The organism is Shewanella sp. SG44-2 (genome assembly GCF_014164215.1).
GTDB lineage: Bacteria > Pseudomonadota > Gammaproteobacteria > Enterobacterales > Shewanellaceae > Shewanella > Shewanella frigidimarina.
Window position 1 is genome coordinate 25407 of sequence record NZ_JACJEU010000030.1, and the last position, 26208, is coordinate 51614.

The 26208-nt window shown below is 41.1% G+C and carries 23 protein-coding genes; 9 read left to right on the forward strand and 14 right to left on the reverse strand.

Annotated elements, in window-relative coordinates; translation table 11 throughout:
- Window positions 1–394: 394 nt before the first annotated feature.
- Window positions 395–1876 carry a ketol-acid reductoisomerase gene (gene ilvC / locus H5181_RS17335; RefSeq protein ID WP_182751616.1) on the reverse strand — a complete coding sequence of 494 codons (1482 nt, stop codon included), beginning with the start codon at window positions 1874–1876 and terminating at the stop codon, window positions 395–397.
- A 208-nt stretch (window positions 1877–2084) separates the two neighbouring features.
- Between ilvC and ilvY the strand changes: the two genes are divergently transcribed.
- Window positions 2085–2957 carry an HTH-type transcriptional activator IlvY gene (gene ilvY, locus H5181_RS17340; RefSeq protein ID WP_182751617.1) on the forward strand — a complete coding sequence of 291 codons (873 nt, stop codon included), beginning with the start codon at window positions 2085–2087 and terminating at the stop codon, window positions 2955–2957.
- Between the two features lie 32 nt (window positions 2958–2989).
- Here the strand turns inward: ilvY and H5181_RS17345 are convergent, their stop codons facing one another.
- Window positions 2990–4297: a hemolysin family protein gene (locus H5181_RS17345; protein ID WP_123778375.1), complete on the reverse strand. Its 1308-nt coding sequence runs from the start codon at window positions 4295–4297 to the stop codon at window positions 2990–2992.
- Window positions 4298–4663: 366 nt separating this feature from the next.
- On the opposite strand from H5181_RS17345, the gene H5181_RS17350 reads away from it, so the two are divergent.
- From H5181_RS17350 to H5181_RS17365, 4 genes are all read left to right on the forward strand, one after another.
- Window positions 4664–6187, forward strand: a complete 1524-nt coding sequence (locus H5181_RS17350) for a YifB family Mg chelatase-like AAA ATPase (RefSeq protein WP_011635907.1) — start codon at window positions 4664–4666, stop codon at window positions 6185–6187.
- 79 nt (window positions 6188–6266) lie between these two features.
- Window positions 6267–7163, forward strand: a complete 897-nt coding sequence (locus H5181_RS17355; protein ID WP_011635906.1) for an acyltransferase — start codon at window positions 6267–6269, stop codon at window positions 7161–7163.
- Window positions 7164–7169: 6 nt separating this feature from the next.
- Window positions 7170–8075 carry an acyltransferase gene (locus H5181_RS17360; protein ID WP_011635905.1) on the forward strand — a complete coding sequence of 302 codons (906 nt, stop codon included), beginning with the start codon at window positions 7170–7172 and terminating at the stop codon, window positions 8073–8075.
- A 286-nt stretch (window positions 8076–8361) separates the two neighbouring features.
- Window positions 8362–12822: an EAL domain-containing protein gene (locus H5181_RS17365; RefSeq protein ID WP_182751618.1), complete on the forward strand. Its 4461-nt coding sequence runs from the start codon at window positions 8362–8364 to the stop codon at window positions 12820–12822.
- Between the two features lie 56 nt (window positions 12823–12878).
- Here H5181_RS17365 and H5181_RS17370 read toward each other — a convergent pair whose 3' ends face one another.
- Together H5181_RS17370 and H5181_RS17375 are read right to left on the reverse strand one after the other, a co-directional pair.
- Window positions 12879–13970, reverse strand: a complete 1092-nt coding sequence (locus H5181_RS17370) for a branched-chain amino acid aminotransferase (RefSeq protein WP_182751619.1) — start codon at window positions 13968–13970, stop codon at window positions 12879–12881.
- A gap of 235 nt (window positions 13971–14205) precedes the next feature.
- Window positions 14206–14559: a RidA family protein gene (locus H5181_RS17375; RefSeq protein WP_011635902.1), complete on the reverse strand. Its 354-nt coding sequence runs from the start codon at window positions 14557–14559 to the stop codon at window positions 14206–14208.
- 172 nt (window positions 14560–14731) lie between these two features.
- Here H5181_RS17375 and H5181_RS17380 point away from each other — a divergent pair, with 172 nt between their 5' ends.
- Entirely contained in the window at window positions 14732–14953 is a 222-nt protein-coding gene (locus H5181_RS17380; RefSeq protein ID WP_011635901.1) for a cell division protein ZapB, read from the forward strand.
- Between the two features lie 5 nt (window positions 14954–14958).
- Here the strand turns inward: H5181_RS17380 and H5181_RS17385 are convergent, their stop codons facing one another.
- The 7 genes from H5181_RS17385 to H5181_RS17415 all read right to left on the reverse strand — a co-directional run bounded on the left by H5181_RS17385 (window position 14959) and on the right by H5181_RS17415 (window position 20614).
- On the reverse strand, window positions 14959–15162 hold the full coding sequence (locus H5181_RS17385; protein WP_011635900.1) for a DUF1107 domain-containing protein: 204 nt from the start codon (window positions 15160–15162) through the stop codon (window positions 14959–14961).
- Between the two features lie 504 nt (window positions 15163–15666).
- Complete coding sequence (locus tag H5181_RS17390; RefSeq protein WP_011635899.1) at window positions 15667–16284, reverse strand: thiol:disulfide interchange protein DsbA/DsbL; 618 nt, start codon at window positions 16282–16284, stop codon at window positions 15667–15669.
- Window positions 16285–16415: 131 nt separating this feature from the next.
- Entirely contained in the window at window positions 16416–17417 is a 1002-nt protein-coding gene (locus H5181_RS17395; RefSeq protein ID WP_059746325.1) for a serine/threonine protein kinase, read from the reverse strand.
- A gap of 10 nt (window positions 17418–17427) precedes the next feature.
- Window positions 17428–17730, reverse strand: a complete 303-nt coding sequence (locus H5181_RS17400; RefSeq protein ID WP_011635897.1) for a DUF3630 family protein — start codon at window positions 17728–17730, stop codon at window positions 17428–17430.
- A 25-nt stretch (window positions 17731–17755) separates the two neighbouring features.
- Window positions 17756–19237, reverse strand: coding sequence for a YdiU family protein (locus H5181_RS17405; RefSeq protein ID WP_123883551.1), 1482 nt, complete (start codon window positions 19235–19237; stop codon window positions 17756–17758).
- Window positions 19227–19559 (reverse strand): hypothetical protein, encoded by a 333-nt coding sequence (locus H5181_RS17410; RefSeq protein WP_235585929.1) that lies wholly within the window; start codon window positions 19557–19559, stop codon window positions 19227–19229. Before H5181_RS17410 ends, H5181_RS17405 begins: the two co-directional genes overlap by 11 nt.
- 107 nt (window positions 19560–19666) lie before the next feature.
- The gene (locus tag H5181_RS17415; protein WP_182751620.1) at window positions 19667–20614 is read right to left on the reverse strand and encodes a hypothetical protein; all 948 of its coding nucleotides are present in this window, start codon (window positions 20612–20614) and stop codon (window positions 19667–19669) included.
- 360 nt (window positions 20615–20974) lie between these two features.
- Here H5181_RS17415 and H5181_RS17420 point away from each other — a divergent pair, with 360 nt between their 5' ends.
- The 3 genes from H5181_RS17420 to H5181_RS17430 all read left to right on the forward strand — a co-directional run bounded on the left by H5181_RS17420 (window position 20975) and on the right by H5181_RS17430 (window position 23117).
- On the forward strand, window positions 20975–21367 hold the full coding sequence (locus H5181_RS17420; protein WP_011635893.1) for a nitrous oxide-stimulated promoter family protein: 393 nt from the start codon (window positions 20975–20977) through the stop codon (window positions 21365–21367).
- Between the two features lie 64 nt (window positions 21368–21431).
- Window positions 21432–22370 (forward strand): hypothetical protein, encoded by a 939-nt coding sequence (locus H5181_RS17425; RefSeq protein ID WP_011635892.1) that lies wholly within the window; start codon window positions 21432–21434, stop codon window positions 22368–22370.
- A gap of 165 nt (window positions 22371–22535) precedes the next feature.
- Window positions 22536–23117: a lipid-binding SYLF domain-containing protein gene (locus H5181_RS17430; RefSeq protein ID WP_182751621.1), complete on the forward strand. Its 582-nt coding sequence runs from the start codon at window positions 22536–22538 to the stop codon at window positions 23115–23117.
- Between the two features lie 870 nt (window positions 23118–23987).
- Here the strand turns inward: H5181_RS17430 and H5181_RS17435 are convergent.
- The 3 genes from H5181_RS17435 to H5181_RS21000 are packed head-to-tail and all read right to left on the reverse strand — an operon-like array spanning window position 23988 to window position 25529.
- Window positions 23988–24977, reverse strand: a complete 990-nt coding sequence (locus H5181_RS17435) for an ImmA/IrrE family metallo-endopeptidase (protein WP_182751622.1) — start codon at window positions 24975–24977, stop codon at window positions 23988–23990.
- Window positions 24974–25303 (reverse strand): hypothetical protein, encoded by a 330-nt coding sequence (locus H5181_RS17440; protein ID WP_182751623.1) that lies wholly within the window; start codon window positions 25301–25303, stop codon window positions 24974–24976. Before H5181_RS17440 ends, H5181_RS17435 begins: the two co-directional genes overlap by 4 nt.
- The gene (locus tag H5181_RS21000) at window positions 25296–25529 is read right to left on the reverse strand and encodes a colicin E3/pyocin S6 family cytotoxin (protein WP_182751624.1); all 234 of its coding nucleotides are present in this window, start codon (window positions 25527–25529) and stop codon (window positions 25296–25298) included. Before H5181_RS21000 ends, H5181_RS17440 begins: the two co-directional genes overlap by 8 nt.
- Window positions 25530–26208 lie beyond the last annotated feature (679 nt).

Here is a 26208-nt window from a genome sequence, read left to right on the forward strand (position 1 = left end):
ACTTAATAATCACTACGGTAATAATTTCGAGAATGAGAATGGCTGTGTGGTTTAACATGTTTTAGATAGTATCCTAAGTTTCTAAATAATTCGTTTGGTTATGTTCAAATAACGTTACGGTATAACTAACAAGTACCATAAAAGATTTACCGAACACAACTAAAAAATTGCCTTTGTAAAAAAAATTCAGCTTCCCTGCCGAGACAATGCAAACAACAACAAAAACTTAACGTATGAGTTCTACTAATAATTAATTAGAACTCAATCTAATATTTGTTTTTTCAGCGTCCCAATCAATAAGATTAAGACGTTTCGATTGATGCCTGTCCGACAACGGCAACATAAACATGTTGCAAAAAACACTGAACAGGTACTTCACCAGCCAATTTATACGTTAGCTTGCTTCAACAATGCTTTTCATATCTGTCATGTAACCACGTAACTCAGCGCCGATAAACTCAACCTCTGTATTACGAATCTGATCATTTACATCGATTAAGCGCAGATTATCAACACCTGTTGCTTGGTCTTTAAGTCCAGCACCTAAGTACTCAGATGACATAGCGTTAACATAATCACGTAACATCGGTACTGCTGCATGGTTGAATAAATAACAACCGTATTCAGCCGTATCTGAAATAACCACGTTCATTTCATATAAACGCTTACGCGCAATAGTGTTGGCAATTAACGGTGTTTCATGTAGCGACTCATAGTAAGCCGACTCTTCAACAATACCTGCGGCAACCATGGTATCAAACGCCAACTCAACACCTGCTTTAATCATTGCTACTAAGAAAATACCTTTGTCGAAATAGGTTTGTTCATCGATATGTTCAGATGACACTGGCGCATTTTCAAATGCGGTTTCGTTAGTTTCAGCTCTCCAACGTAACAAGTTGGTGTCATCATTAGCCCAATCTTCCATCATAGTGCGAGAAAACTCACCGCTAATAATGTCGTCCATGTGCTTTTCGAACAACGGTTTAAGGATAACCTTTAACTCTTCAGCCATATCAAATGCTTTGATTTTAGCTGGGTTTGATAAGCGATCCATCATGTTGGTAATGCCGCCGTGCTTAAGTGCTTCGGTAACAGTCTCCCAACCTTGCTGAATTAACTTGCCGGCATAACCAGGTTCAACACCATCAGCGACCATTTTCTCATAACCTAAAATGGCACCCGTTTGTAACATGCCACACAAAATGGTCTGCTCGCCCATCAAATCTGACTTAACTTCAGCCACAAACGATGACATTAATACACCGGCACGGTCGCCACCAGTAGCACTTGCATAAGCTTTAGCAATCGCTAAGCCATCACCATTTGGATCATTTTCTGGGTGTACTGCAATCAATGTTGGTACGCCAAAACCACGCTTGTATTCTTCACGAACTTCCGTCGCTGGACATTTTGGTGCAACCATAACCACAGTAATATCAGGACGAACTTGCATGCCTTCTTCAACGATATTGAAACCATGCGAATAAGATAACGTAGCACCCTGCTTCATTAATGGCATAACCGCATTAACGACGTTAGTGTGTTGCTTGTCTGGTGTAAGGTTTAACACTAAATCAGCCGCAGGAATAAGCTCTTCAAAGGTGCCGACTTTAAAGCCGTTATCGGTGGCTTTTTGCCACGATGCACGCTTTTCAGCAATAGCTTGCGGACGTAAGGCAAAAGAAATATTTAGGCCTGAATCACGCATGTTTAAACCTTGGTTAAGGCCTTGTGCGCCACAACCTAAAATCACGATATTCCAATCTTTAATATATTGGCAACCGTCACTGAATTCAGTACGGTCCATAAAGCGGCATTGTGCTAGTTGAGCTAATTGTTGACGTAAATTCAGAGAGTTAAAATAGTTAGCCATCTGATACCACCTATAAAATTTAGTAATTTGGGACTCAACATCTTATAAGTCAGCGACCTTAAGCGTTGTGATTGAAGTCACTATAGCGCATGCATATGATTGCTTAAAATGATATATTCGGGACATGACGTTGCAATTAATGCAACATAGAATGCTTAACCTAATATTTAACTTACACTCAACTTAATGCGTGCTTGAAGGTGCTGTGATGGATATCCGTTCACTTAAAATGTATTTACACTTATGCGATAGCCTGCATTTTGCCAAAACAGCAGAGCAATCGCATGTCAGCCCATCAACCTTAAGCCGTGCGTTGCAGCGTTTAGAAGATGAAGTGGGCAGTAAATTATTTGACCGTGACAATCGAAGCGTCACTATTACCCACGCGGGCGTTGAATTTAAACGTTTTGCAGAGCAAACATTATCGGAATGGACCCAACTGCGCAGTCGTATTGACCCAAGCCAGCAATTTTTACGTGGCAATCTTAATTTGTATTGCTCAGTTACCGCAGCTTATAGCCATTTACCGGCACTGTTAGATCGGTTCAGACGTGAGCATCCCCATGTCGATATCAATCTCAACACCGGAGATCCAGCCAATGCGGTAAACCAAATTCAAAAAAATCGCGCCGATATCGCGATTATTGCATTACCGGAAGCTTTCCCTGCCAGTCTGCATTTTACCCCGATTGATAAAGTACCGATTTCCGTCATTGCGCCCACAATACAATGCCAAGTTCAGCAATGGGTAAACCAAGCAAAAATTGACTGGGCTAAACTACCCTATATCGTACCGGACCATGGTCCCGGCAGAAAAAGGATTGATTTGTGGTTTAAGCAAATGGGTATAAAACCCAATATTTATGCCCAAGTCTCTGGTCAGGAGGCTATTGTGTCTATGGTCGCGCTCGGCTGTGGTGTTGGTATAAGCCCAGAAGCGGTGATCCACAATAGTCCGGTACGCGATCGTATCCAAACTCTAGCTTCGCCAATCCCGATCCCACCATTTGAATTAGGTTGTTGCTGTAAAGAAAAACGCACCAATGATCCTATCATTCGTGCGTTCTTAGACATCATTTAATGGTGTCGGTTAGATTTTTTATGCTAATTGACTTAAGGCAGAGGCGGCATCTCAATGTCTAGCCGAGTAACCAGTAGTTGGTCGACTTTGTATGAATCAATATCGACTACCTCAAATTTGTAACCCGCATAATTGACAAAATCAGTACGTTTAGGAATTTTGCGCAACATATACATCATAAAACCTGCAATGGTTTCGTAGTTTTGATTATGCGGAAACACTTCAATATTAAATGCTCGCATTACATCAGTAATCGGTGTCACCCCATCGACTAACCAAGAGTTACCATCACGGGCAACAATCTGTTCTTCACTTTCATGTAATGACCACGCGCCCATAACGGCACTTTGTAAATCGTTGGTGGTCACAATGCCGACAACCAATGCATATTCGTTCATCACCACCGCAAAGTCGGAACGATTATTCTTAAAATATTCCATCGATTCTGACAGAGTCAACGTATCAGGAATAATAAGGCAGTTATGTACTAACGTACTGCCTTTTAAGGTGATGTTCTCGCCGTTAATTACCCTAATCAGCAACTCTTTCGCATCAACAAAACCTTTGATCATGTCCAGTTGGCCATCACAAACGAGAAACTTATTATGCGGATTTTTAGCAATTTTCTGTTTAATATCATCTTCACTGTCTTGCAGTAAAAAATACACTAAACTTTCACGCGCCGTCATTGCAGAGGTTACCGAAACAGACTGCATTTCAAACACGTTTTCCATCATTTGTTGTTCGCCTTTATCCATCACCCCAGCTTCAGTACCTGCTGTCATCATGGCGTAAATATCATCATGGGTGACTTGGTCGTTACGTGCTGTAGGAACTTGCAACAATTTAAAAATTGCATTGGCCAAGCCATTAAAAATCCACACAAACGGCTTTAACACTTTAATACACAAAATAATTGGCATTACAAAAGTGACCGCGACTTGCTCTGGGATCACCATCGCAATTCGTTTAGGCATCAAATCAGCAAATAAAATAAACAACGAGGTAACCGTCACAAATGAACAAATAAAACTCAGCTGTAAACCCCACTCATTGCCCAATAAAGGCAACAGTAATTGCTCAAAATGGGGTCTAAAGGCCGATTCACCCACAATACCGCCCATAATCGCGACCGCATTGAGTCCGATTTGTACCACGGTAAAAAAGCTGCCTGGATGGGCCTGAAGTTTAAGCACTTTTGCGGCGCGCAAATCGCCCTCATCGGCCATTAATTGCAAACGCATTTTTCGTGATGCCGCAAGGGCAATTTCAGACATAGAAAAAAAACAACTAATGCCGATCAGGCACAAGATGATCAATAAATTATCAGAGAGGCTCATAGTTTACCTTTACCCGAATACTAGCCAAAATATCAGGAATGTATGTACATATCTTTGTTGCAAAATGGGCAAATGCAAGACCTCAGCCATTTATTAACATTCAAATTAATAAGGCTAATGATTCAATGCAGATAGAAATAACGAGTGATGGAATATCATTATAGTGTTTCACGACAACAGACCTATTTATACTTGGTCCTTGCGAACTATAAAGCGACAGTATTCTACTCAACATCAGTCATTTAAACTAGCTTACAAGCACAACTTTATCTCACTTATTTAGCCTTTATCACGCAAAAAAACACATCGCTGCTAGACTGTAACCACCCATTCATTTGTATATTATTCAAACAAAAGGAATTGTTGATGGCGATAGCCTGTGTATTTACTCGAGCAAGTTGCGGTGTAGAAGCGCCAAGAGTCACTGTTGAAGTTCATTTAAGCAACGGTTTACCCGCATTTAATCTAGTGGGGCTTCCGGAAACCTCAGTTAAAGAAGCCAAAGAGCGCGTCAGAAGTGCGTTGATTAATGCAGGATTTGAATTCCCTCAGAAAAGAATTACCGTCAACCTAGCCCCAGCAGATTTACCCAAACAAGGTGGGCGCTATGATTTGCCTATTGCAGTCGGTATTCTCGCCGCATCAAATCAAGTTCCAGCTAAAGCATTGCACCAATGCGAATTTGTGGGTGAGCTGGCTCTTTCTGGGCAAATTCGCCCTTGCAGTGGATTATTACCAGCCATTATTGCCGCGCGCAATGATCAGCACCATTTTTTTATGCCCATCGAAAACCGCCATGAAGCAGAGCTCGTTGGCTATAAGCACAGTTATTTTGTCGCCCACTTACAAAACTTAGCGGCATTTTTACACGGCCAAGCACAATTACCGTTACTCGACACCTTGCCCGAATGGATTGAAGAAGAAATTCAAGCGCAATCATCGCTGTGCATGAGCGATGTTATTGGCCAATATCAGGCCAAACACGGGCTTGAAATCGCCGCGGCCGGAGGACATAACATGTTGTTTATTGGCCCCCCAGGGACGGGGAAAAGTATGTTAGCCAATCGAATTATCCCATTACTGCCAAAACTTACCTACGACGAAGCCATTGAAGTAGCCGCCATTCATTCTGTCGCTGGATTACATGTAAAACCGCAAAACTTCCTTAATCGCCCTTTTCGCTCGCCGCACCATACATCATCATCTATTGCACTGATTGGTGGCGGCAGCCATCCCAAACCAGGTGAGATATCATTAGCGCATCGTGGGATATTATTTCTTGATGAAATAGCAGAATTTCCTCGTAAGGTACTGGATTGTCTGCGTGAGCCTTTAGAAACTGGCCAAGTAGAGATTTCTCGAGCCGCAGCAAAATTGACCTTTTTAAGTCGATTTCAACTCATTGCCGCCATGAACCCAAGCCCTTGCGGTGATACGGAGCGCGCACGTTCGACCCCAGATCAAATTCAGCGTTACTTATCGCGTTTATCGGGGCCTTTTTTAGACCGCTTCGATTTAACCGTTGATGTTCCCAAACTTCCTGCAGGTACGTTAACCCAACAACACCAGCCCAGTGAGTCTAGCGTTGAAATAGCTAAGCGAGTCAAGCAAGCACGCGATCTACAACTCAGCCGTTCTGGGGTATTAAACAGTGAGTTAACCCCAAAACAACTCAAACAAGATGGCGCGATTACTCAGCCAGATCTGGCTTTTTTGGAACAAAGTGTCGTGAGCTTAGGGTTGTCAGTACGTAGTTTTCATCGTATTCAACGGGTATCACGCACCATTGCCGACTTGCAGCAATCCCCTACTACCGAGCGCAGTCACATTGCTCAAGCCCTTGGTTATCGGGCCATGGACCGATTACTGGCAAAATTGAATCAGCAATAAACGTAATTTAACCTATCGTATAGATTGAGCAAAACTGCGACTACGAGTAACATAGCCCTCCGTTTAATAGGAGAGAAAAATGTCGCTGCTTTCGAAAATCAAAGGTTCAATTGCATTCTTATGCTATTTATTTAATACCATTTTTTGGACCATCCCTATCTTGGCGTTCAGTATTGTTAAATTGATCCCGATTGGCATTTGTCAAAAAATCTGTAGCTATATTCTCGATAATTGCGCTACGGCATGGATCAGTGTCAATACGATAGTGGAATCTATTTTTCATCCAATGCGTATTCATGTCACAGGCGATCAATCTTTTTCTGAACAAGAATGGTATATGGTTATTGCTAACCATCAATCATGGGTCGACATCCTCATTTTACAGCGAGTATTTAACCGCAAAATTCCCTTTTTAAAGTTTTTCCTCAAACAAGAACTTATTTTTGTCCCGGTACTCGGCCTCGCTTGGTGGGCATTAGATTTTCCATTTATGCGCCGTTACAGCACATCACAGTTACGAAAAAATCCCAAGTTGAAAGGTAAAGACATTGAAATTACTCGCAAAGCCTGTGAGAAATTTAAAACGAAACCTGTGAGTATTATGAACTTTGTTGAAGGTACACGTTTTACGGAAGCTAAACATGATAAACAAGGGTCACCTTTTCAGCACCTTTTAAAACCTAAGGCTGGAGGAATGGCATTCGCACTCTCCGCTATGGGAGAGCACATTAATAAACTGGTTAATGTCACCATATATTATCCTGATACCGTACCGACTTATTGGCACTATATTTGTGGTGGATTATCCGAAGTAAGAGTGGACATTAAAATCACTGATATCCCTCAGCGTATGCGTGGCGATTATCTAAAAGATCGCGAATTTAAAATTGAGTTTCAAGAGCAGCTCAATCAAATATGGCTAGAAAAAGACCTGCAATTACAGAATTTTGCTTCACAAGCAAAACAAGAGGATTAACGACATATGCTGGCTTTTTTACCTGGTCCGATACTGTTTATTATCAGCCTGTCGCTATTAATCATTAATACTGTTGTGTGGAGCACATTATTAACGATTGGTGGGGTAGCAAAATTATTACTGCCTTTCTTGCCTGCACGCCAACTACTAACTCGAATAATGAACCGTTTTATGTGGTCTTGGGCCACATGTAACGGCGGTATTTTATATTTAATATCTAATATTGAATGGGATGTAAAAGGGTTAGAGAAACTCGACCCAAACGGTTGGTATTTACTGATCAGTAATCATGTCAGCGGCTTTGATATTGCAGCCCAAACATATTTATTGCGTAACCATATCCCAATGTTGAAGTTTTTTTTGAAAAAAGAATTACTTTATGTACCAATAATGGGGCTAGGTTGCTGGGCGCTCGACATGCCGTTTATGGATCGTACTAGCGCAGCTAAGCTGAAAAAAAATCCTAAATTGAAAGGCAAAGATCTGCAAACAACCCGCAAAGCTTGCGAACGTTTTAAGCACATGCCAACCTCGATTATTAATTATGTTGAAGGCAGTCGGTTTACCGAAGAAAAACGATTACGTCAGAATTCACCTTATCGCCATTTATTACGTCCTAAAGCCAGTGGGATAGCTTTTACACTCTCAGCAATGGGCGAACAGTTTACCGGCTTATTAAATATCACCTTGGTTTATCCTGAAACGTCGGAAAAAGTGCTGACTAATGTCATGCATGGACGCACTAAAAAAGTTGTGGTTCGTATTGAAACTCTGCCTGTGCCAAAAGTGGATTCAGAAGTTTACTTTTCAAGCCCAGAAACTCGTGTTGAATTTCAACGTTGGTTGAACCAGCTTTGGGTCGAAAAAGATCAGCAAATTGATGACATAATAAAAGCTTACCAACAGCAATAACTGCATTAAAGAGATTAAACTGTCATAAAACCGACAAATGACGATTTTCTGTTGCGTTGAAGGTGTAAAACTGTCAGTTTTATAAGGAAAAAGAGTTTATCGATAACTAAATTGATAAAATGAATTAACAATTAAATGTGCAAGACTTAATGTAGCATTTTATTGTTTATATAATTGAAATTTGTCACAGCCTTCCCAATGAATTTTTTATAGGTGAAATTTGAATTTTCGTGCATTCACGCTTTTAACACACTGGCTAATTTTAGTCATAACATTGAGTTTTTCAGTGTCTGTTTCAGCGCAAAAAAATGATCCTTATGACAGCCTAACTGAAGTAAAGTTTGATCACTTCAGTACCGAGGGAGACCTTAATCAAAACTCAATTACTCGTCTGTTTATGGACAGTTCTGGCATGTTATGGATAGGAACTCAAGACGGTCTACACAGCTATAATGGTGTTGAGTTTGATTTATACTTAAAACAGTCAAAAAATATCAACTCTATCTCAGGCAATTTTATCACAGATATTTTGCAGTCACCTGACGGCGATTTATGGATAGGCACCTTCAACAATGGACTCAATAGACTCAACCTCACTACAGGGGAATTCACTGCGTTTAAACAACCTCAAGGCTTAACTGAGCTTCAGGTAACCCATCTTGCTGTGATTGGAGATACCTTATGGGTGGGAACGCGTTCGGGTCTGTACATATTATCCTTAAAAACCGAAAAAATTATTCCTGTCAGTTTAGGCAATAATATCACTCCAAATATAACCAGCATTGCCAATATTGACGATAAATATATTGTCATAGGCACTCAATCACATGGCACATTTGCCATTGATAGTAATACCATTATTCGGCTTGATATCCCGGTCAATATGACGGTAAACCAAATCAAATCCAGCTCTGTTTATTCCGTCTGGCTAGCCATCGACAACCAAATTTGGCGTTACAATCTCGATACTCATAAAAAAGAATTAATATGGTCGCATGACAATGGTTTGGGTAATAACCGTAAGATTATTGATTTTGTCGTGGTGAATGCCAATCAGATATTTGCTATCGGCAACAATACAGGCTTATTCAAACTCGATTTTATTGATGGTAAGTGGCGGAGCACGCTTTATAAGCATAATCCGCAAAAACTCAATACCATCAGTGCTAATACCCTGCAAAACCTAATGCTAGATCAAAACGGCACCCTATGGATTGGTACAGGTTATTCGGGCATCGATAAACTGAATCTCAGCCATCAATATTTTAGCCACTTTTACGACTACCAAACTAATGCTCCAGGCATGGCAAACATGATCCGCGTGATTTTGCGGGATACACAGCAACGCCTATGGATAGGTACCGATGGTGCGGGGCTTAAGTATTTGGCCCCTAATGATAACCAATATCACTATATCAACGATTTATTTGCAAAAAAATTAGCAATACCAACAGAACAATTATCGTTGATAGTGCATGATATTAAACAAGATAAACAAGGTGTACTGTGGTTTGCCACCAATGTAGGGCTGTTTACCTTAGATAAGAGTAATACCCTGCAGCAAATTAAACCGGCAAACGGACAATTTCAAACAGATACCCAGATCCGCAGCTTAGCCTTTGATGACAAAGACCGTTTATGGATAGCCAGCTCACAAGGTTTGTATTTTATCTCTGAATATACAAATCGTATGATGGCTTATAACTTTGGCTTTCAGGCTGATTTTTCACCATTCAAATACCAAATTATTAGGCTCTATTTTAGCCAGGGTTATTTATGGCTCGGCACAATGGGCGGAGTGGTTAGGCTTTCAGCTGAAGAACGAAAACTAGATTTTTTAAGCCATGACTCAGAAAATCCTTACAGTCTTAGTGACAATCGTGTGAGAGACTTTTTACAGGCAGAAAATGGCGTTTTTTGGGTGGCCACTCATGGTGGTATAGACAAGCTAACAGTTGAATATGGTACGTTTAAATTTGAACGAATGGACGTCAATGCTGATAACAGCAGTAATACGGTTTATGCCATTTTAGAAGACGATAAGCATGATTTGTGGCTAAGTACTAACTCGGGGGTTTCACGTTTTACTCCTAGTACTCGAAGCTTTATTTCCTATAATAAATTCGAAGGTTTGCAAGCCAATGAGTTTAATGGTGCAGCCAAGTTTAAAGAGCTTAACGGTACCTTATGGTTTGGTGGTATTCGAGGCCTTAACCAGTTTAATCCAAGCACTATTCCAAGCCAAAGAGCTGAAAACAAACTGGCACTGACAAAATACACTATTGGTGAAACCCAACACCCTATTCGCGACTTAAGCCATGCTCCGCGCATTATCATGCCTTATGAACAACAACTCATCAGCTTTGAGATCGGCTCACTCAATTTTAGTTACCCTGGATTAAGCCGTTTTAGCTACTTTTTAGACGGTTATGATAACGATTGGCGTGAACTATCCCATGGTAACGAAATCACTTATACCAACCTACCACCGGGTGAATACAAATTAGCGGTTCGCCATGCGCTAGGAACGAATAGATACAGTGAATACACCCTCAATGTAAATGTGTCAGTAGTGCCACCAATGTATATGACCAGCACAGCCTACATACTGTATGTGACAGTCGGGTTATTGATTATTATTTGGTTTTTTTATGCAAGACAGAAAAAAGTGGCCAAGCAGCGCGAATTTGATAACAGTATTCGCGCCTCTGAAGAGCGACTAAAACTGGCACTTTGGGCCTCTGGCGACGGAATGTGGGACTGGAACATTAAAGACGATAAAGTCTATCGCACCAACATGGTCGAGCCGATGAGTTTTTCGTTAAAAGATCAATTATTGATTAAAAACATTGATCCGGAAGACAGACCACGAGTTCAAAAATTGCTTAACGATCACCTCAATGGTGAAAGTGAGTTTTTTGAAGCAGAGTATCGCGTTGAAACTAAACCCGGACAATGGGCTTGGGTGCTCGACCGTGGCCAAATTGTTGAACGTGATAGCAATAATATTCCAGTGCGAATGGCCGGAACTCATAAAGACATTACTAGCCGAAAGATCACAGAAAACGAACTTAAGCTATCATCACAAGTACTGTTTAGCATGAACGAAGCCGTTGTCGTCGGTGAACTGGACTATCAAATACGCTCAATAAATCCAGCATTTAGCCGCATTACTGGCTTTAAACACCGTGATGTTGTCGGTAAGCATTTCTTGTTTTTAACCATGGGAAAGCAGTCGCGCGAGTTTTATAACTCAGTTGAAACCCAACTATTAAGACACAAACATTGGGCCGGTGAAATTCACATTAGAACCCGCAACCGTCGCGGCATTCTTGCATGGCTAGAAATCAACCAAGTTATCGATAATAAAGGTGAAACAAGTCACTTTGTGGCAGTATTCACCGATATTACAGCACGTAAAAAAGCCGAAGAAGATTTACGAGTACTGGCTAACTTCGATCCACTGACAGGACTGCCTAACCGCACTTTATTCCAGGACCGGCTCAATCAAGCCGTGACTAAAGCACACCGTGCCAATAGCATCGTGGCATTGTTATTTTTAGACCTTGACCGATTTAAACATATCAATGATTCAATGGGGCACCACATCGGTGATTTACTGCTTAAAGCCGTCGCACATCGCCTGCAAAATGCAGTTCGAGATGGTGATACTGTTGCACGCTTAGGTGGGGATGAATTTACCATTATTTTAGAAGGCGTTGCCAAAACGAAAGCCGCCACCATTATTGCCGAAAAAGTGTTACATGCTTTTCAAACACCTTTTTTACTTGATGATAAAATACTGACGATCTCACCGTCTATTGGTATCAGTTTGTACCCAGAAGATGCAGATGATACCACCTCATTAATTAAGTATGCTGATACCGCCATGTATCACGCAAAATCACTGGGACGCAATAATTTCCAATTTTATACCGAGCAATTAAACCAATATGCAACACGTCATGTTCAGTTAGAGGCTGGTCTTAAAAAAGCGATTCAAGACAATGAGCTATATTTGGTTTATCAACCTAAATATGATGTAAAAACTGAAAAAATTATCGGACTGGAAGCGTTAATGCGCTGGGAAAGCCCAGAACTTGGTTTTATTTCACCGGTTGAGTTTATTCCGCTAGCAGAAGAAACAGGCATCATTAATCAGATTGGTCATTGGGCTATTCAACAAGCCTGTAACCAACTGGCGCAATGGCACCAACAAGGGTTTGAGCATATCTCTATTGCCGTTAACCTTTCAGCCAGACAATTGAAGGCCGATATCATTTCGACTATAGAAGTCGCATTAGCGGTATCTGGATTACCGGCAAGTGCTCTAGAACTCGAATTAACCGAGTCAATGATTATGGGTAACCCACAAGATTCAGTGACCGTGTTATCGCAGCTCAAAGCCTTAGGTTTGACCATTGCTATTGATGACTTTGGTACCGGATACTCAAGCTTAAGCTATTTGAAACGCTTCCCAATTGATACCTTGAAGATTGATCGTGAGTTTGTGCGTGATATAACTGAAGATCCTGACGATGCTGCCATCACTAGCGCCATTATAACCTTGGCCCACAGTTTAGAGCTTAACGTTGTGGCTGAAGGCGTTGAAACCCAAGCGCAATTGAATTTCTTACGTGAGGGAGGTTGTGATCAAGTGCAAGGCTTCTTGCTCAGTAAACCACTGAGTGCGGTTGATTGCCTGGCATTATTAACGCAAGACAAATCAGAGGTTAGCCATTCATAAGGCAAAATAAAAGCTCCATTTAGGAGCTTTTAAGTGTATTTTATTGATTAAATAAACTACGGAGCAACACGTTCAACGCGTTTTACCCAGCCTTGCGGTGCAGCAACGTTGCCTTTTTGTAGATCAGTAAACAGCTTATAAATACGCTGAATATTGGGACCTACTTTACCGTCGCCAACCGTCAAAATTCGGCCATCTTCGAAGATATATGAGCTTACAGGCGATACCACTGCAGCTGTACCAAATCCACCCGCTTCAATAATTTCACCCGCTTCAATATCAGCAATGAACTTATCTAACATCACCGTCTCTTGTCTCACCTCACAACCCAGCATATTCCCAAGTTCCATAATGGACTGAGAGGTAATGGATTTTAAAATGGTATCAGTGAACGTTGGAATAATCACAGTGCCATCTTTTAAAATGTGGAAGTGATTCATCGCGCCAGCTTCTTCAATTTGAGTATTGGTTGAATCTAAATACAATACCTGCGATGCGCCATATTCTACAGCCGCTTTACCTGCACGCAGTGAGGCTGCATAGTTACCAGCAGCTTTTGAAGCTCCAGTACCACCAGATACTGCACGGTGGTACTTAGTACTGATTAACAAGCGAATACCATTATTAACCCCAGAGGCATAATACGCTCCAGATGGGCTTAGCATTACGCAGAATGTATATTGTTGACTAGGGCTAACAGACAAACGATCTTCTGTTGCAAAAATAAAAGGTCGAATGTATAAACACGCGCCTTGTTGCTGTGGGAACCATAAACGGTCAACATCAATAAGGGCATTGATAGCCTTTACTTGCATGCTTTCATCGATATTGGGAATACACACGATATCGGCAGAACGGTTCATGCGCTCAGCATTTTTGTTTAAGCGGAAGGTGTAAATCTCGCCGTCTTCGTGCATAAAGGCTTTAGCGCCTTCAAAAATCGATTGGCCATAATGCAATGACATTGCACCTGGTGCCATTTCAAACGGACCGTAAGGGACTATGCGCGGATCGCACCATTGACCATCACGATAATCCATCAAAAACATGTGATCAGTACGAAGCTTACCGAAACCTACATCGCCTTCTGGCTTAAATGGTTCTGTGCGGCGCTCTGACGCTGATTTTAAATTATATTTTATGTCCATTGCATACCACCTTAAAAACTGAGCTTGCAGACTATGGAGGCTAGAGATTAATGTCAAGTCGCAGCCCTAGATCCTAAATCAAAATACGTCAATTGAACGTAACAAGCATCAATATATTTATTCATACTGCAACAGACAAACTGTCAGTGCATCTATCATTTTATCTCAAGCCAATCACAATGGATCAATCAAAATAAATCAGTCTATTGTCATCAGGATGATTAACCATTAATGGCTAACTTACCACTGCCGCTATTACCGATATTTCAACCAAATATTCTGGCTCGGCAATCGCTGCTTGCACACAAGCTCTTGCAGGTGCATGCCCCTTAGGCAACCAGCTGTCCCACACTTGATTCATAGCATCGTAATCGGCCATGTCTTTAAGGTAAATAGTGGCTGATAAAATATGATCGCGTCGACTACCAGATTGTGCGAGTAAGCTTTCGACCTCTTCTAGCATGGTAATAGTTTGGGTATTAATGTCGGTGAACTTGTCTTTAGCCACCTGCCCACACAGATAAACGGTATTATTGTGGATCACAATACTGCTCATACGAGTGTTAACATCGAGTCGGGTAATTGTCATAAAAAGGTCTTTTACTGTCTTGGTTAGCAGATGAAAATAGCGCGATCTCAGATAAAGCACAATATAGTACGATTTATTGAATATATTTTAGCCACTTAGTTTTAAAGGCTATTCCTATAGGCCTTGTCACTGCTAGAATCGGGATTCCATCCAGAAACGTATAGGACTCCCCATGAGCCTCGAATTATTGTCCCAACTGGAAACCAAAATCCAGGCAACTCTCGAAAATATTGAGCTACTAAAAATGGAGCTTGATGAAGAGAAGCAAAAGAACGAAGCGTTGCTTTCACAGCAACAAGAATTGACACAAAAAAACCAACAATTGCAGCAAGACCTAAACTCTTGGAGTGATAAGGTCAACGGCCTTGTTGGTTTATTGAATAACGAAATCTAAATGGATTAATGCTGTTTTGATTGTATTTCAATCAAAGCATTTAATTCGCTGATAGCCTGCTTAACTTCCGGCAGGCTTTTTTTCGTCTGCAAAAAACGCCCCTTATCAAACTCGATCAACCCTAAGTCTTTTACCCAAATAACGCCACTCAAAAAAATCCTGGCATGCTTAACTATCAGTTTAGGTGCATAAACAGGGAACATTCTCATACGACTTCCTCCAAGAAAATAACATGCACTGAGGTGCAATGAAATAACGACGATAAGCCATGTATAAATAAGAAATGTAAATGTCCAAAGCAGATATAAAACCACTATTCACTTTCTTGTTAAGCACAACTTCAATGTCATCGAATTTGACCACCCGAAGCCAAAAGAGTTTCATTAATAGGTTATTTTTATTGTTCAGATCCATCGAAAAAAATAAAAATGACAGTTTAATGCCACTTGCCAATATTTTGACACCATGTTAAGATCTTTGACGTTACTCAGGGTAAAAAAGAGTCACTTGACTCATCTCCGTATTGTCTTTTATAGACATACGGTTTTTTTTTGCCTGCGATAAACTTCCACTGCGCGCTAATCAACAATCCGCCTAAATAACAGCGTCGCCTCTTCTTCATAAGTGTCAGTACTCTCCAATACCCTTTGTTAAAATTTGGACAACAAAAAAGGAGCCGAAGCTCCTCATTTAACAAACATAAGTTGTGTAGATTACTTTTTGTTCATTGATGTTAAGTAAAATGCGATATCAATTAATTCGTCATAAGACTTAATCGAGCTGGTTTCTACGCGATATTTACCGTTAACCACTAATGTTGGTACACCAGAAATTTTAGCATTTTCAGTATCACGCTTCATTTTCGACATCTGAGCGTTCACCATAAATGAACTTGCCGCTGCATCATAAGCTTTACCATCTACGCCATTAGCGATAAATATTGCTCTGATATCGTCTGGGCGAGTAAATTGCTGACGCTTGTCGTGGATAGCAGTAAATAGAGCTGCATCCATTTTTTTCTCAACATTTAGCTGCTGAGCGACCGCAAAGGCACGAGACATTTCTACGCCCATATCACGACCAATAAACTCAACGTGCGACTGATTAAATGCCACACCTTCAGGTAAGTTCGCTTCAATTTTAGGTACTACTGTTTTAGAAAAATTAAAACAATGCGGACAATAGAATGAGAAAAACTCAGTAATTTCTGGCTTGGCTGTTTCAGGGCCGTCATTAATCACAGTGTAATGTACACCTTCTTTATAATCGGCAGCCATCGCAGCCATCGGCGCTAGCAGTAGTGCAGCAGCCATCAGTAATGCTTTTTTCATTTTACTTCCTTCTAAATAGGCAAAAATATAAATACGCTGGCTCTATCATAGTCTAGCGTTAGCCTGTAACTCAATCGCTAGCCAATTGTATTTGTAACTAAATACTATTAGGTAGTGATTATGAAATAATGTTAATTAAAACTAGGTAAACTCAATGGCGGCTCATTAAGCGCAGATAACTGCTCTTTAAACGCCAGTGTTTGTTGCTCCCAATACTTAATATCGCCAAACCATGGGAAATTCATCGGGAATGCAGGGTCATCCCAGCGCTTGGCTAACCACGCATTATAGTGCACCATCCTGAATGCCCTTAATGGCTCAATGAGTGCCAACTGTTTCGCATCAAAATCACAAAACTCTTGATATCCCTCTAATAAAATATCAATTTGTAATAATTGCTGCTGACGATCGCCAGTCAACATCATCCATAAATCTTGTACTGCGGGCCCTTGCCTGGCATCGTCTAAGTCAACAAATCCAGGTCCGTCTGGTGTCCATAAAATATTACTAGGGTGTAAATCTCCGTGCAGGCGTATAGAGGTAAAATTGTGCTGCTGCCATATCTGCTTGGCTTTCTCTAAAACTTGCTCTACAACGGTAAAAAAAGCCGTTTGCATCGAACTGGCAACAATACCACTTTCACGTAAATAGCGATAAGACTCATCTCCCAAAATGGCAGGGGTCAGCGATTCACGATATTTAAAAGGCTGCATTGCGCCATATTGATGAATTCGGCCAATAAAGCGGCCAACCGATTCAAGTTGTTCAAGATTGTCTACTTCAAATGCGCGCCCGCCAATAGACGGAAAGAGACCAAAACGATAACCTTGATACTCAAATAAGGTTTTACCTTCAATAACCACAGGAACAGCAATAGGAATATCTTCAGCCGCTAAAGCTAAGGCATAATCGTGCTCTTCTTGGATTTGTTCATTACTCCAACGATGTGGTCGATAAAACTTCACCACATAACGAATGCCTTGATCGCAGCGGAATTGGTACACCCGATTTTCGTAACTGTTTAATGCTAATAGCCCTGTCTCAGGGAAGACGCCGATGCTTTCGATGGCATCTAAAATGAGATCGGGTCTCAATGCCTGAAAATGAAACTCTGCGCCTGTACCGTTGTCCATGTATACCTTCTTAAGCAGTTTGAATATGTGGGGCAAGTAGCGTTAATAAAAACGCTAATACGTCTAACTCGTTTGCGCTATCGGTGGAAATCCAACAAATATCACCATAAAACTCATAATGTAACCATAAAGGGCTGCCTTCAAAATTCAGTAACCATTGGTGACGATCTGCGCCCCATTGGCGCTCACGAATGTCACAATCAAGTGCAGCCGCTAGCGGTTCTGCAAATTGTTCAAATTGCTCAAAATCCACTTCAGCTTGAATAACAATACTTAATGCTGCTGGATCTAATTTGGCTGACAATAATTTCATAATCGACTCAGATAAAATACATCAATTAACTGCTACAAGACATAATTAAGCCTTGTCCCCATTGGGGTGGGCGTTTGGCAAAATCTTCCATCTCGGGTTGTTCGTCAAAAGGACGACGTAAAAGTTGTTGAAGTTGCAATAATTTGCTGTTGTCGCCATTTTCTTCAATCGCGATAATGGCTTCTTGGGCGAGGTAATTGCGCAAAATATATTTAGGGTTGGCACTATTACGCTCACATTGCCACACGTTCACATCCGCAACCTCACCCACTCGGTTTTGATAAGCTTGATACCAAGTATCAAAACCAGCAAGGTCGACCATATCGTCCCGTAAACTAGAATGCGCACTACTCGGGTCCAGCTGGCCAAAACGGCGTAAACTATTGGTGTAATCAAGCTGATTAGTTTCAAGTAATCCGGTTAATTGCCCCACAAGCTGCAAATCTTTATTACCGAGATCAGCCTGTTCCTCTGCGTTAATAGCATTTGGGCTTTGATTTGGTTGAGAAAACCCTAACTTAGCGCGCATGAGTAATAAATACTGCTGAACTAATTCAAATTGATACGTATTTAGCGCTGCGATTAAATCGTCAGACTCGATAATAGGCGTTAATGTTTGTGCCAAACGCTTGAGGTTCCACAATCCAATGCCCGGTTGCTGGCCAAATGCATAACGCCCCTCGTGATCGGAGTGATTACAGATAAAGCCCTCTTTAAAAGTGTCTAAGAAAGCAAATGGGCCAAAATCGAAAGTATCACCGAGTATCGACATATTGTCGGTATTCATCACCCCGTGAGCAAAACCAACAGACTGCCAATGGGCAATCATTTTAGCGGTAGACTGCACTACCTCATAAAACCATTGTTTGTAACCTGCGGCATCGGTTGATAAATGTGGAAAATGCTGTTGAATGGTAAAATTAACTAATTGAGTCAGTTTGGCTGCATCACCTTGCTCGCTATGAAAAAAATATTCAAAATGGCCAAACCGAATGTGGCTTTTAGCCAAGCGTACCGTTATAGCGGCAGTTTCTTGGCTTTCGCGCCATACGGGCAAATCGGAACCAATAACCGCTAACGCACGGCTGGTAGGTACATTTAGCGCAGCAAGGGCTTCGGATACTAAAAACTCCCGTACAGCTGAGCGCATTACCGCCCGACCATCACCTTGACGAGAATACGGTGTTGGGCCACCGCCTTTTAGCGCGACATCCCAAGCCCCATTTGGACCAATAGCTTCACCTAATATAATTGAGCGACCATCGCCCAATCTTGGTGTATAACCACCAAATTGATGGCCACTATAAACTTGAGCGTAATAACTGGCACCCGGAGCCGCATAGTTGGCCGATAATTGCATCAACAGTTCAGCATTGGGCTTTTCTAATCCAATTAATTGAGCCGCGTCATCACTCCAACCCAGCCAATGAGGATTACTGATGGGTAAAGGATAAACTTGCGAATAAAAGCCTTCTAATTGTTCAAAGAAATCTTGCTTAAACTGCATTATGTTTTATACCCACAACCTGAGTTTTACACTGCAATTGTTGCTTTTCATCTATCTGACACAACTCTCCACATACAAATGCTTGTTCTGCTGGCACTGACGAGGCTTGTAAACGTAACATTCCGGCGCCTTTAGCTTGGCATTGCTCCAATGAATCGTAATAACCAGAAATGTGGTCTTGCAGTACTATTGTCGTCGGTATAGGCGTTCTGTCTGCAACATAAAATAAGGTCCATTCGGGTGTACGAATACAACCGGCCAGTAAAATCGCAGTGGCAGTAAGCAGCAATGTTTTTGTTAATGTACGAGTCATTAATGTCATTTTAAACCTTGAAAGCATTGGATTTGAAGCAACAAAAAAGCGAACCAAGGTCCGCTTTCCTTTTGAATATCATACCTGATATCCATCCAACAGTATTGATTAGCCTGTTAGTTCGCTTTGGCTTTGGCCTTTTCGATTCGCTTTATGCGTCCTTCAAAGCCAGTGACAGTACCGTCGGTTAGCTGATATTCAAGCGCTTGCTCGCACACCTTAATAGCTTCATCAAACTGACCTACATCATTTAACAATGTCGATAACTGCATAAACGCTGGCGATTTGATTTCATCAGTGCTTTTTTGAGAAACATATTGTTGATGTAATGAGCGATATAAATCTAAATAGGTCAACTGTAACGCCGCACCATATTGGCAATAATCGGCCTGTTTACGCATTTTATAGCAATGATTAATCACACTGGCTAAGCCATTATGCTGGCTTTGAAGATCGTTAGCGTTGTTGGCAGCATCAATCTGTTGCAGAAAACTTTCGCTGGCCCAATCGCCTTCAACACGGTTTAGGTTCAAGGACAAGCCTTGATCACTTGGCGCATCAACGGCTGTTGTAGTAGACACTTCAGGCTCGACATCTGCCTTGCTAACGCTCGCTTTGCTCACGTCAGCCACCGCGGCAACATCCTTGGGGACAACTTCAGGCTCAGAAACCACGTCAGTTACTTTACTTTCGGATTCAAGGATCGCTTCCGGAGCAATTTCGACAACATCAACAGGCTCACTAACCTGCTCCGCTGGCGTTTTCGATTTTTTGCTGGACTCGTTAACAGGATCAACAAGATCTACATCAACAGAAACAAGTTCATCGGTCTTCAGGGTAGCCTCAGTTAATACCTCATCTGCTGCCGACTTATCCATACCGACATGCTCAGATTCTGCCATAGTCGTATCGTCTGCTGCCGTTGAAGGTTGAGCAACCTCACTAGATGAATGCGATGTGGCATTACGATCGGTTTTATCACGTTCTTGTTTTGCCACAGCTTGAGTACGTCTATATAAATACAGAGCAATTGCAATCAATATGACAGTTAAAATTACCTTCATTAGGCTTCCACCTTGCTGATTATGTGCCAGAGCACATTATTTTATCTCACTCACAACTGCATTCATTGTGAGGCAATGTAATGGTTTTAATGATACCGCGCTGTTTTTTTAAGCACTAGCCATTATTATTTCAATGTACACTATAAAATCAAGTATTTATCTATTTTAATCTGTAACAAGTCGTAGACTACTCACCATTTCACATCAGTTTTAATCATTTTTGCGATCCCAACCTCAAAAAAAGGACATTTTGAGCCTAAGATCAAAGTTAAATAAACGGAGTTTGTCTGCTACTACTGGCAAGCTTACACTATTAAATATCCGACTGTTTTACTAAGGTATTTAATAAGAGATAACGCTATGGCTGATACAGAACTATTAAGTGGCAAGCTCCTCTACGAATTTCGAACCATGCAAGCAATGGTCGAAATCTACTGTAAAGCGCACCATCCTCTTAAACCCTCCCAAGGTGTATGCCTGCAATGTAGCGAGTTTTTAAGCTATGCCAATACTCGACTCGATCGTTGCCCCTACGGCCAAGATAAACCGACGTGTAATAAATGCCCTGTACATTGCTACAAACCTCATATGAAACAAAGAGCACGAGAAATCATGATGTATGCAGGACCAAGAATGTTATTGCCTCATCCAATTTTTGCCATTAAGCATTTATTGGCAGAACGCAAACCGGCACCAGGTCTACCACCAGAAAGAGTCTCAAACAGACATTTACGTAAATTAAAGCAAAGTTAATAACCGAGAACTACTCGGTTTACACAAAGTAGGTTAGTATTCACTATCGTCAAAGAGAGTGAAAATGAACCAATTTAACGATTTATTCATTCAAACATACTGGTGGCTCTCCTTGCTCGGAGGCATTCATTGTCTTGGAGTCGGCTTGTATGTTCATTATATTTACCAAAGTGCCACCCGCAGCCATAGCCTGCTGGCTGGGATCTTTTTACTTATCGGCTGTTATTTTTTAACGGGTTTGTTGACCCCAGAAACCACCCCTATCCCGATACATTTAACACTTACGCTGTTTATTCCAATCTATTTTCTGCTAATGCCAATGCTGTATTTATATTGTAAAAGCAGCCTAACAGCACAAGATTATCAACCACTGTTAATCAAACATTTTGGCTTTGCCATCATCATTGCATTAGTCACCAGTTCAACCATATTATTTCATATTGGTATCGATCCCAAAAACTCAAATAACAGCATTGGAACTCTGGGGGAAATAAGCAGTATTAATCTATTAGCCATGGTTTTACCCATCCTATTAATGCTACAAACCTTTGGGTATTTCTGGGCTATTTATCGTTTATTATCCCGTTATCGCCCACAATATTTGGCCAATAGGCAGCCTAACTTACAAGTGATTCGATTTCGCTGGCTAAGTGTATTAACCATCGGCATTCTCATTAATTGGGTATTGCGTATCGTGTTGGTCTACTTACCGTTTTACTTAGGCGACTCAGTTTTATTATTAACCCAAGCGGTAACGCGTTTAAGCCTATTACTGACCGTATATGTGTTTGCATTATATGGCATCCAACAAGTCACCCGTTCGGCCTATTTGCGCGGATCGCTCAATGCCACCAGTCAAGCTACGCCACCAACCAAAGAGCCGCACACTGATCCGCTACTCGATGAGGAAGAAATAACTTATTTGCACCATCTAATGGGCGATGAAGATGAGAGCGACCCAAACGATAACTCAGTTATAGATAGGGATAAAAAAAAGGATTAGCTAGGCAGAAAACAGACTGATTTTCCCGTGCTCATCACCCTAAAAATAATGATCACTGTTTTACCAATGCTCGCCAAGTATAAATGTTTATTAACTCGCGCCAATTAAGGGTTATGCTACTCTAAGGTGAGTTTTACCATGACAATTTAGTCACCGAGGTTATTTATGAAACGTTCAATTAGCTTAGTTGTTTCCAGTTTACTCGTGTTATTAAGCTTCGCGTTTTCAGCTCCTAGTTTTGCAGACGAAGATGCTTATAACGATGCCATCACTAATTTTAAAAAGGCCAATGAAAGCCGACATTTATTTGATACGGCTTACGGTTATGCCGTCTTCCCTACCGTAGCCAAAGGCGGCATCGGGATTGGTGCCGCATATGGTAATGGTCGTGTATACCAAAGCGATGCTTATATGGGGGATTCCACATTAACCCAGCTATCCATTGGTTTTCAGTTAGGTGGACAAGCCTATAGTGAAATTATCTTCTTTAAAGATGCCAAAGCTTATAATGAGTTCACCAGCGGTAGCTTTGAATTTAGCGCGCAAGCGTCAGCAGTGGCAATTAACGTTGGTGCCAATGCGCAAGTAGGTACCACAGGTAATTCAGCAGGCGCAGGACAAGCAGGCAGTAATCATGCCGCTGCAGCAGCCTATATTAATGGTATGGCGATATTTACCGCCGCAAAGGGTGGGTTAATGTTTGAAGCCACTCTTGCAGGTCAGTCGTTTACCTTTGATGGCAAGTAACCACTGCGAGTCTTAACACTCGTTAAGTACATAACATTCAGGCTGCCATTGGCAGCCTGAATTATTTGGAATAATTGGTTTATTATCGCAGAGTCCAAACAATGGCATTAGCATATGCACAGTGGTCAAATTAACCTTGCTGATATATTTGTGGATAACCTTCTCGTCATCCCGGTAATGCTTGTAGCCGGGATCTAGGTTTATTCTTTTATGTTTGGTATTGATGGCCTGCGGCCACTAACGTCGTGGCGCTTCGCCCACACCAGACTAACATCGCAAGGTTCCACCCTGCACGGGCCAAAAGGGGATCAACAGCAATCCCCTCTTGGATCACCCCAGCCGTTCCGGCAACATTTTCGCTATTTAACCAAACAACAGCAGCGAAAAAATTGCCACGGAAATTTATCCAGCTTGAAACCTCATTTGAATCCTACCTCGGCCTTATTCAAAAATGCTAACGCTTCCGATGGTACATCCTGTACCGCGAAAGCTAAGCTCACATCCATGTGAGCTTCACGCTATTTTCTTCAACGGCCTCAATTTCAGAGTTGAATTTAGGCATTTTCAAGCAGAGACTAGCTCGTTTTTGAACATAAACGTGTTAGAAAAGCCAGTGTTTCAATTTACTTTTTATAAAAGTTTACCCTGACTCCACTAAATTTGCGGGCTTTGATAGACTGGATTTCTGAATGCCTTGAAGCACATAAATGTGCGAGAGAGGATATGGCCTGTTCACGTTATTTTCTTCAACGGTCTCTAGTTCAGAGTTGAATTTAGATTTTTTAAGAAGGAAAACGCGTTTGTGGACCGAGGCTTGTTAGTGCATATTTTTTTATAAATGTTAGCCTGCCTCCACTAAATTAGTGAGGACTATTTACCATCTAAATTTTTAGCAAAAAGATCATTTATTTTAGCCACTAAAAACGCTGAAAACGCAGGATGATCAGTTAAAGGAAATAAGTTCTCTTTTCGTTCGAGCCTTTGAATGCATGCACTATAAAGATTTTCTTTAGTTTGATTTCCTCGTTTCACAATACTATTTGCAAAACCAAGTACACCGTTTAGTTGTTGTGTCAATTTAACTTGTGCAGGCATCTCTAATATTAAATCATCAAAAATAGATTCCAATATAGTACGCCAATCACAATCATTATTATTTTCAGGAAGTTCTATTTCTGCTGGTAATTGAAACCAATAAAAAGCACCAGACATTGTTTCTACATGGGATATTTTATCACAATAGGAGTAATGCTTCTTAATATTGAATAAATCACCATTTGATAACGCTGGGGCTACAGTTCCTTGGCTCCTACCAGAATATTGAACATAATTTCTTTGATCAACAGCTACAAATACATAACCCGGTGGTAAAAATTGAATTAAACGTAAACAAGCAGCAATATCAGAAACACCCGCAGTATCAACTACAGTTTTGTGAATCCGAGAAAGGTTAGTTAAATCACCTTCAGTTAGAACATTGATCCAATTAGAGGGCATTAGCAATTCTGTTGCAAATGAATTAGCCTCTTGTTCCATTTCCCAATAATCAACTGAACTATCATTCTGTGTAATAGTTGTTAGGTCAAATATTGTTCCTGTATGCCAAGGTATTATGACATGCCCAATTTCGTGAGCTAAGGTAAATCTTTGGCGCTTTACCGGCATTTCACTATTTACATAAATACGAGTCTTCTTCACTGAACTTTTTAAGTCTGCACATATACCATCGATTCTCATAGGAATCGTCATATATTTAAGGGTTGCATACTTTCTGGCTAATTCATCTAAATCAACAGGTAATGTCAGTTTGTATTTAGCATGCAATCTTTTGGCATAATTTTGAACTATAACAGTTCTCATTTATTATCTTCAGTTTTAAGCCATTTCATGAGAAACTTAGCTGCTTCAGGGGAACTAGCTCTAGCAGCCATTGGTAAATCATAAGTCTGTTTCAATACACTTATCAGCGGAACATTTGTTATTCTTGCTGTAATGATAGAATTTAAAGTTTCGGGAGCATGAACCCACGATTCATATTCCTCTGAAGACATACCAAGATATTCACTTATAGTTACGTCTGACTCAGAGTCATGCCAATCATCGACGTAATCGTCTACGTCATCAGGTAGTGCATGACCCATGACACACAGATCAATAAATCTCCCGCCTTCAATAACTCTAAACATCGATTTTCCTCCCCTTAACTGCTTCTTTGAACATGTTACCATTTAAGGCGTCAATCACACCTATATGTCGACCTCTTTTGTTAAAGACTTCGATTTCTCCATGGTATGCATCCCAAGTATAAAGACGCTGTCCACAGGCTGTACGCCACCTTTTTGCTCCATGTACGAATCCTAAGTACTCAGCTGTATCCAAATACGAGGGATGTGGAATTGGTAATCGAGTCACAGACTCTCCTTAGTTTGTGTACATTTCAAAATACTAGGGCTATATTTTAGTATTTATGCATTGTGCTGTTTTGAAAGCATAAATCGCTTATTAGATTTGTCCGACACAAAGTCCCGGTAAATTGGTATACATCATGCCATAGGAATTTTTTTTGATGCTGGCTATGGGCTATAGCGGAGCTTTTGGTAAGCTAATATTGAGTAGTGGGTAAGTTTTTCATTGAAATTCCTTTTCATTGTATTTTTATATAATACATCTTTAAGCCTAGTTTATTCAATGAGGGTTATACACTTAATAGAAGTATCTTTAAGCTCCTCGTAGAGGCTTATCTTATGGCTTACGCAATAAGCCGGCCGTTTAAGTTATTGATTAATATCATCCTACATTTGATCTCAAACTTTCAGTATTCAATACATTGAGGCCGTTGAAGAAAATAGCGTGAGCCTGACAGGACGTCAGGCTAGCTTTCAAGGGGAAGGGACGCCCCATCGGAAGCGTTAGCATTTTCGAATAAGGCCGAAGCAAACTACAAGCGAAATTAAAAGCTGGATTTACCCCATGGCGACCTTTTCGCTGTTTGAAAATGTTGCGGGGCGGCTGGGAGTTCCAAGAGGGAACAGCCGTTGGTTTCCTCTTGGTCTGGTGTGGGTGAAGCGCCACGACGTTAGTGGCCGCAGGC

Bases quoted from the DNA above. Each gene is read 5' to 3' on its own strand.
- ilvC (WP_182751616.1), bottom strand. From the start codon at position 1,876: ATGGCTAACTATTTTAACTCTCTGAATTTACGTCAACAATTAGCTCAA.
- ilvY (WP_182751617.1), top strand. From the start codon at position 2,085: ATGGATATCCGTTCACTTAAAATGTATTTACACTTATGCGATAGCCTG.
- H5181_RS17345 (WP_123778375.1), bottom strand. From the start codon at position 4,297: ATGAGCCTCTCTGATAATTTATTGATCATCTTGTGCCTGATCGGCATT.
- H5181_RS17350 (WP_011635907.1), top strand. From the start codon at position 4,664: ATGGCGATAGCCTGTGTATTTACTCGAGCAAGTTGCGGTGTAGAAGCG.
- H5181_RS17355 (WP_011635906.1), top strand. From the start codon at position 6,267: ATGTCGCTGCTTTCGAAAATCAAAGGTTCAATTGCATTCTTATGCTAT.
- H5181_RS17360 (WP_011635905.1), top strand. From the start codon at position 7,170: ATGCTGGCTTTTTTACCTGGTCCGATACTGTTTATTATCAGCCTGTCG.
- H5181_RS17370 (WP_182751619.1), bottom strand. From the start codon at position 13,970: ATGGACATAAAATATAATTTAAAATCAGCGTCAGAGCGCCGCACAGAA.
- H5181_RS17375 (WP_011635902.1), bottom strand. From the start codon at position 14,559: ATGACAATTACCCGACTCGATGTTAACACTCGTATGAGCAGTATTGTG.
- H5181_RS17380 (WP_011635901.1), top strand. From the start codon at position 14,732: ATGAGCCTCGAATTATTGTCCCAACTGGAAACCAAAATCCAGGCAACT.
- H5181_RS17385 (WP_011635900.1), bottom strand. From the start codon at position 15,162: ATGAGAATGTTCCCTGTTTATGCACCTAAACTGATAGTTAAGCATGCC.
- H5181_RS17390 (WP_011635899.1), bottom strand. From the start codon at position 16,284: ATGAAAAAAGCATTACTGATGGCTGCTGCACTACTGCTAGCGCCGATG.
- H5181_RS17395 (WP_059746325.1), bottom strand. From the start codon at position 17,417: ATGGACAACGGTACAGGCGCAGAGTTTCATTTTCAGGCATTGAGACCC.
- H5181_RS17400 (WP_011635897.1), bottom strand. From the start codon at position 17,730: ATGAAATTATTGTCAGCCAAATTAGATCCAGCAGCATTAAGTATTGTT.
- H5181_RS17405 (WP_123883551.1), bottom strand. From the start codon at position 19,237: ATGCAGTTTAAGCAAGATTTCTTTGAACAATTAGAAGGCTTTTATTCG.
- H5181_RS17410 (WP_235585929.1), bottom strand. From the start codon at position 19,559: ATGACATTAATGACTCGTACATTAACAAAAACATTGCTGCTTACTGCC.
- H5181_RS17415 (WP_182751620.1), bottom strand. From the start codon at position 20,614: ATGAAGGTAATTTTAACTGTCATATTGATTGCAATTGCTCTGTATTTA.
- H5181_RS17420 (WP_011635893.1), top strand. From the start codon at position 20,975: ATGGCTGATACAGAACTATTAAGTGGCAAGCTCCTCTACGAATTTCGA.
- H5181_RS17425 (WP_011635892.1), top strand. From the start codon at position 21,432: ATGAACCAATTTAACGATTTATTCATTCAAACATACTGGTGGCTCTCC.
- H5181_RS17430 (WP_182751621.1), top strand. From the start codon at position 22,536: ATGAAACGTTCAATTAGCTTAGTTGTTTCCAGTTTACTCGTGTTATTA.
- H5181_RS17435 (WP_182751622.1), bottom strand. From the start codon at position 24,977: ATGAGAACTGTTATAGTTCAAAATTATGCCAAAAGATTGCATGCTAAA.
- H5181_RS17440 (WP_182751623.1), bottom strand. From the start codon at position 25,303: ATGTTTAGAGTTATTGAAGGCGGGAGATTTATTGATCTGTGTGTCATG.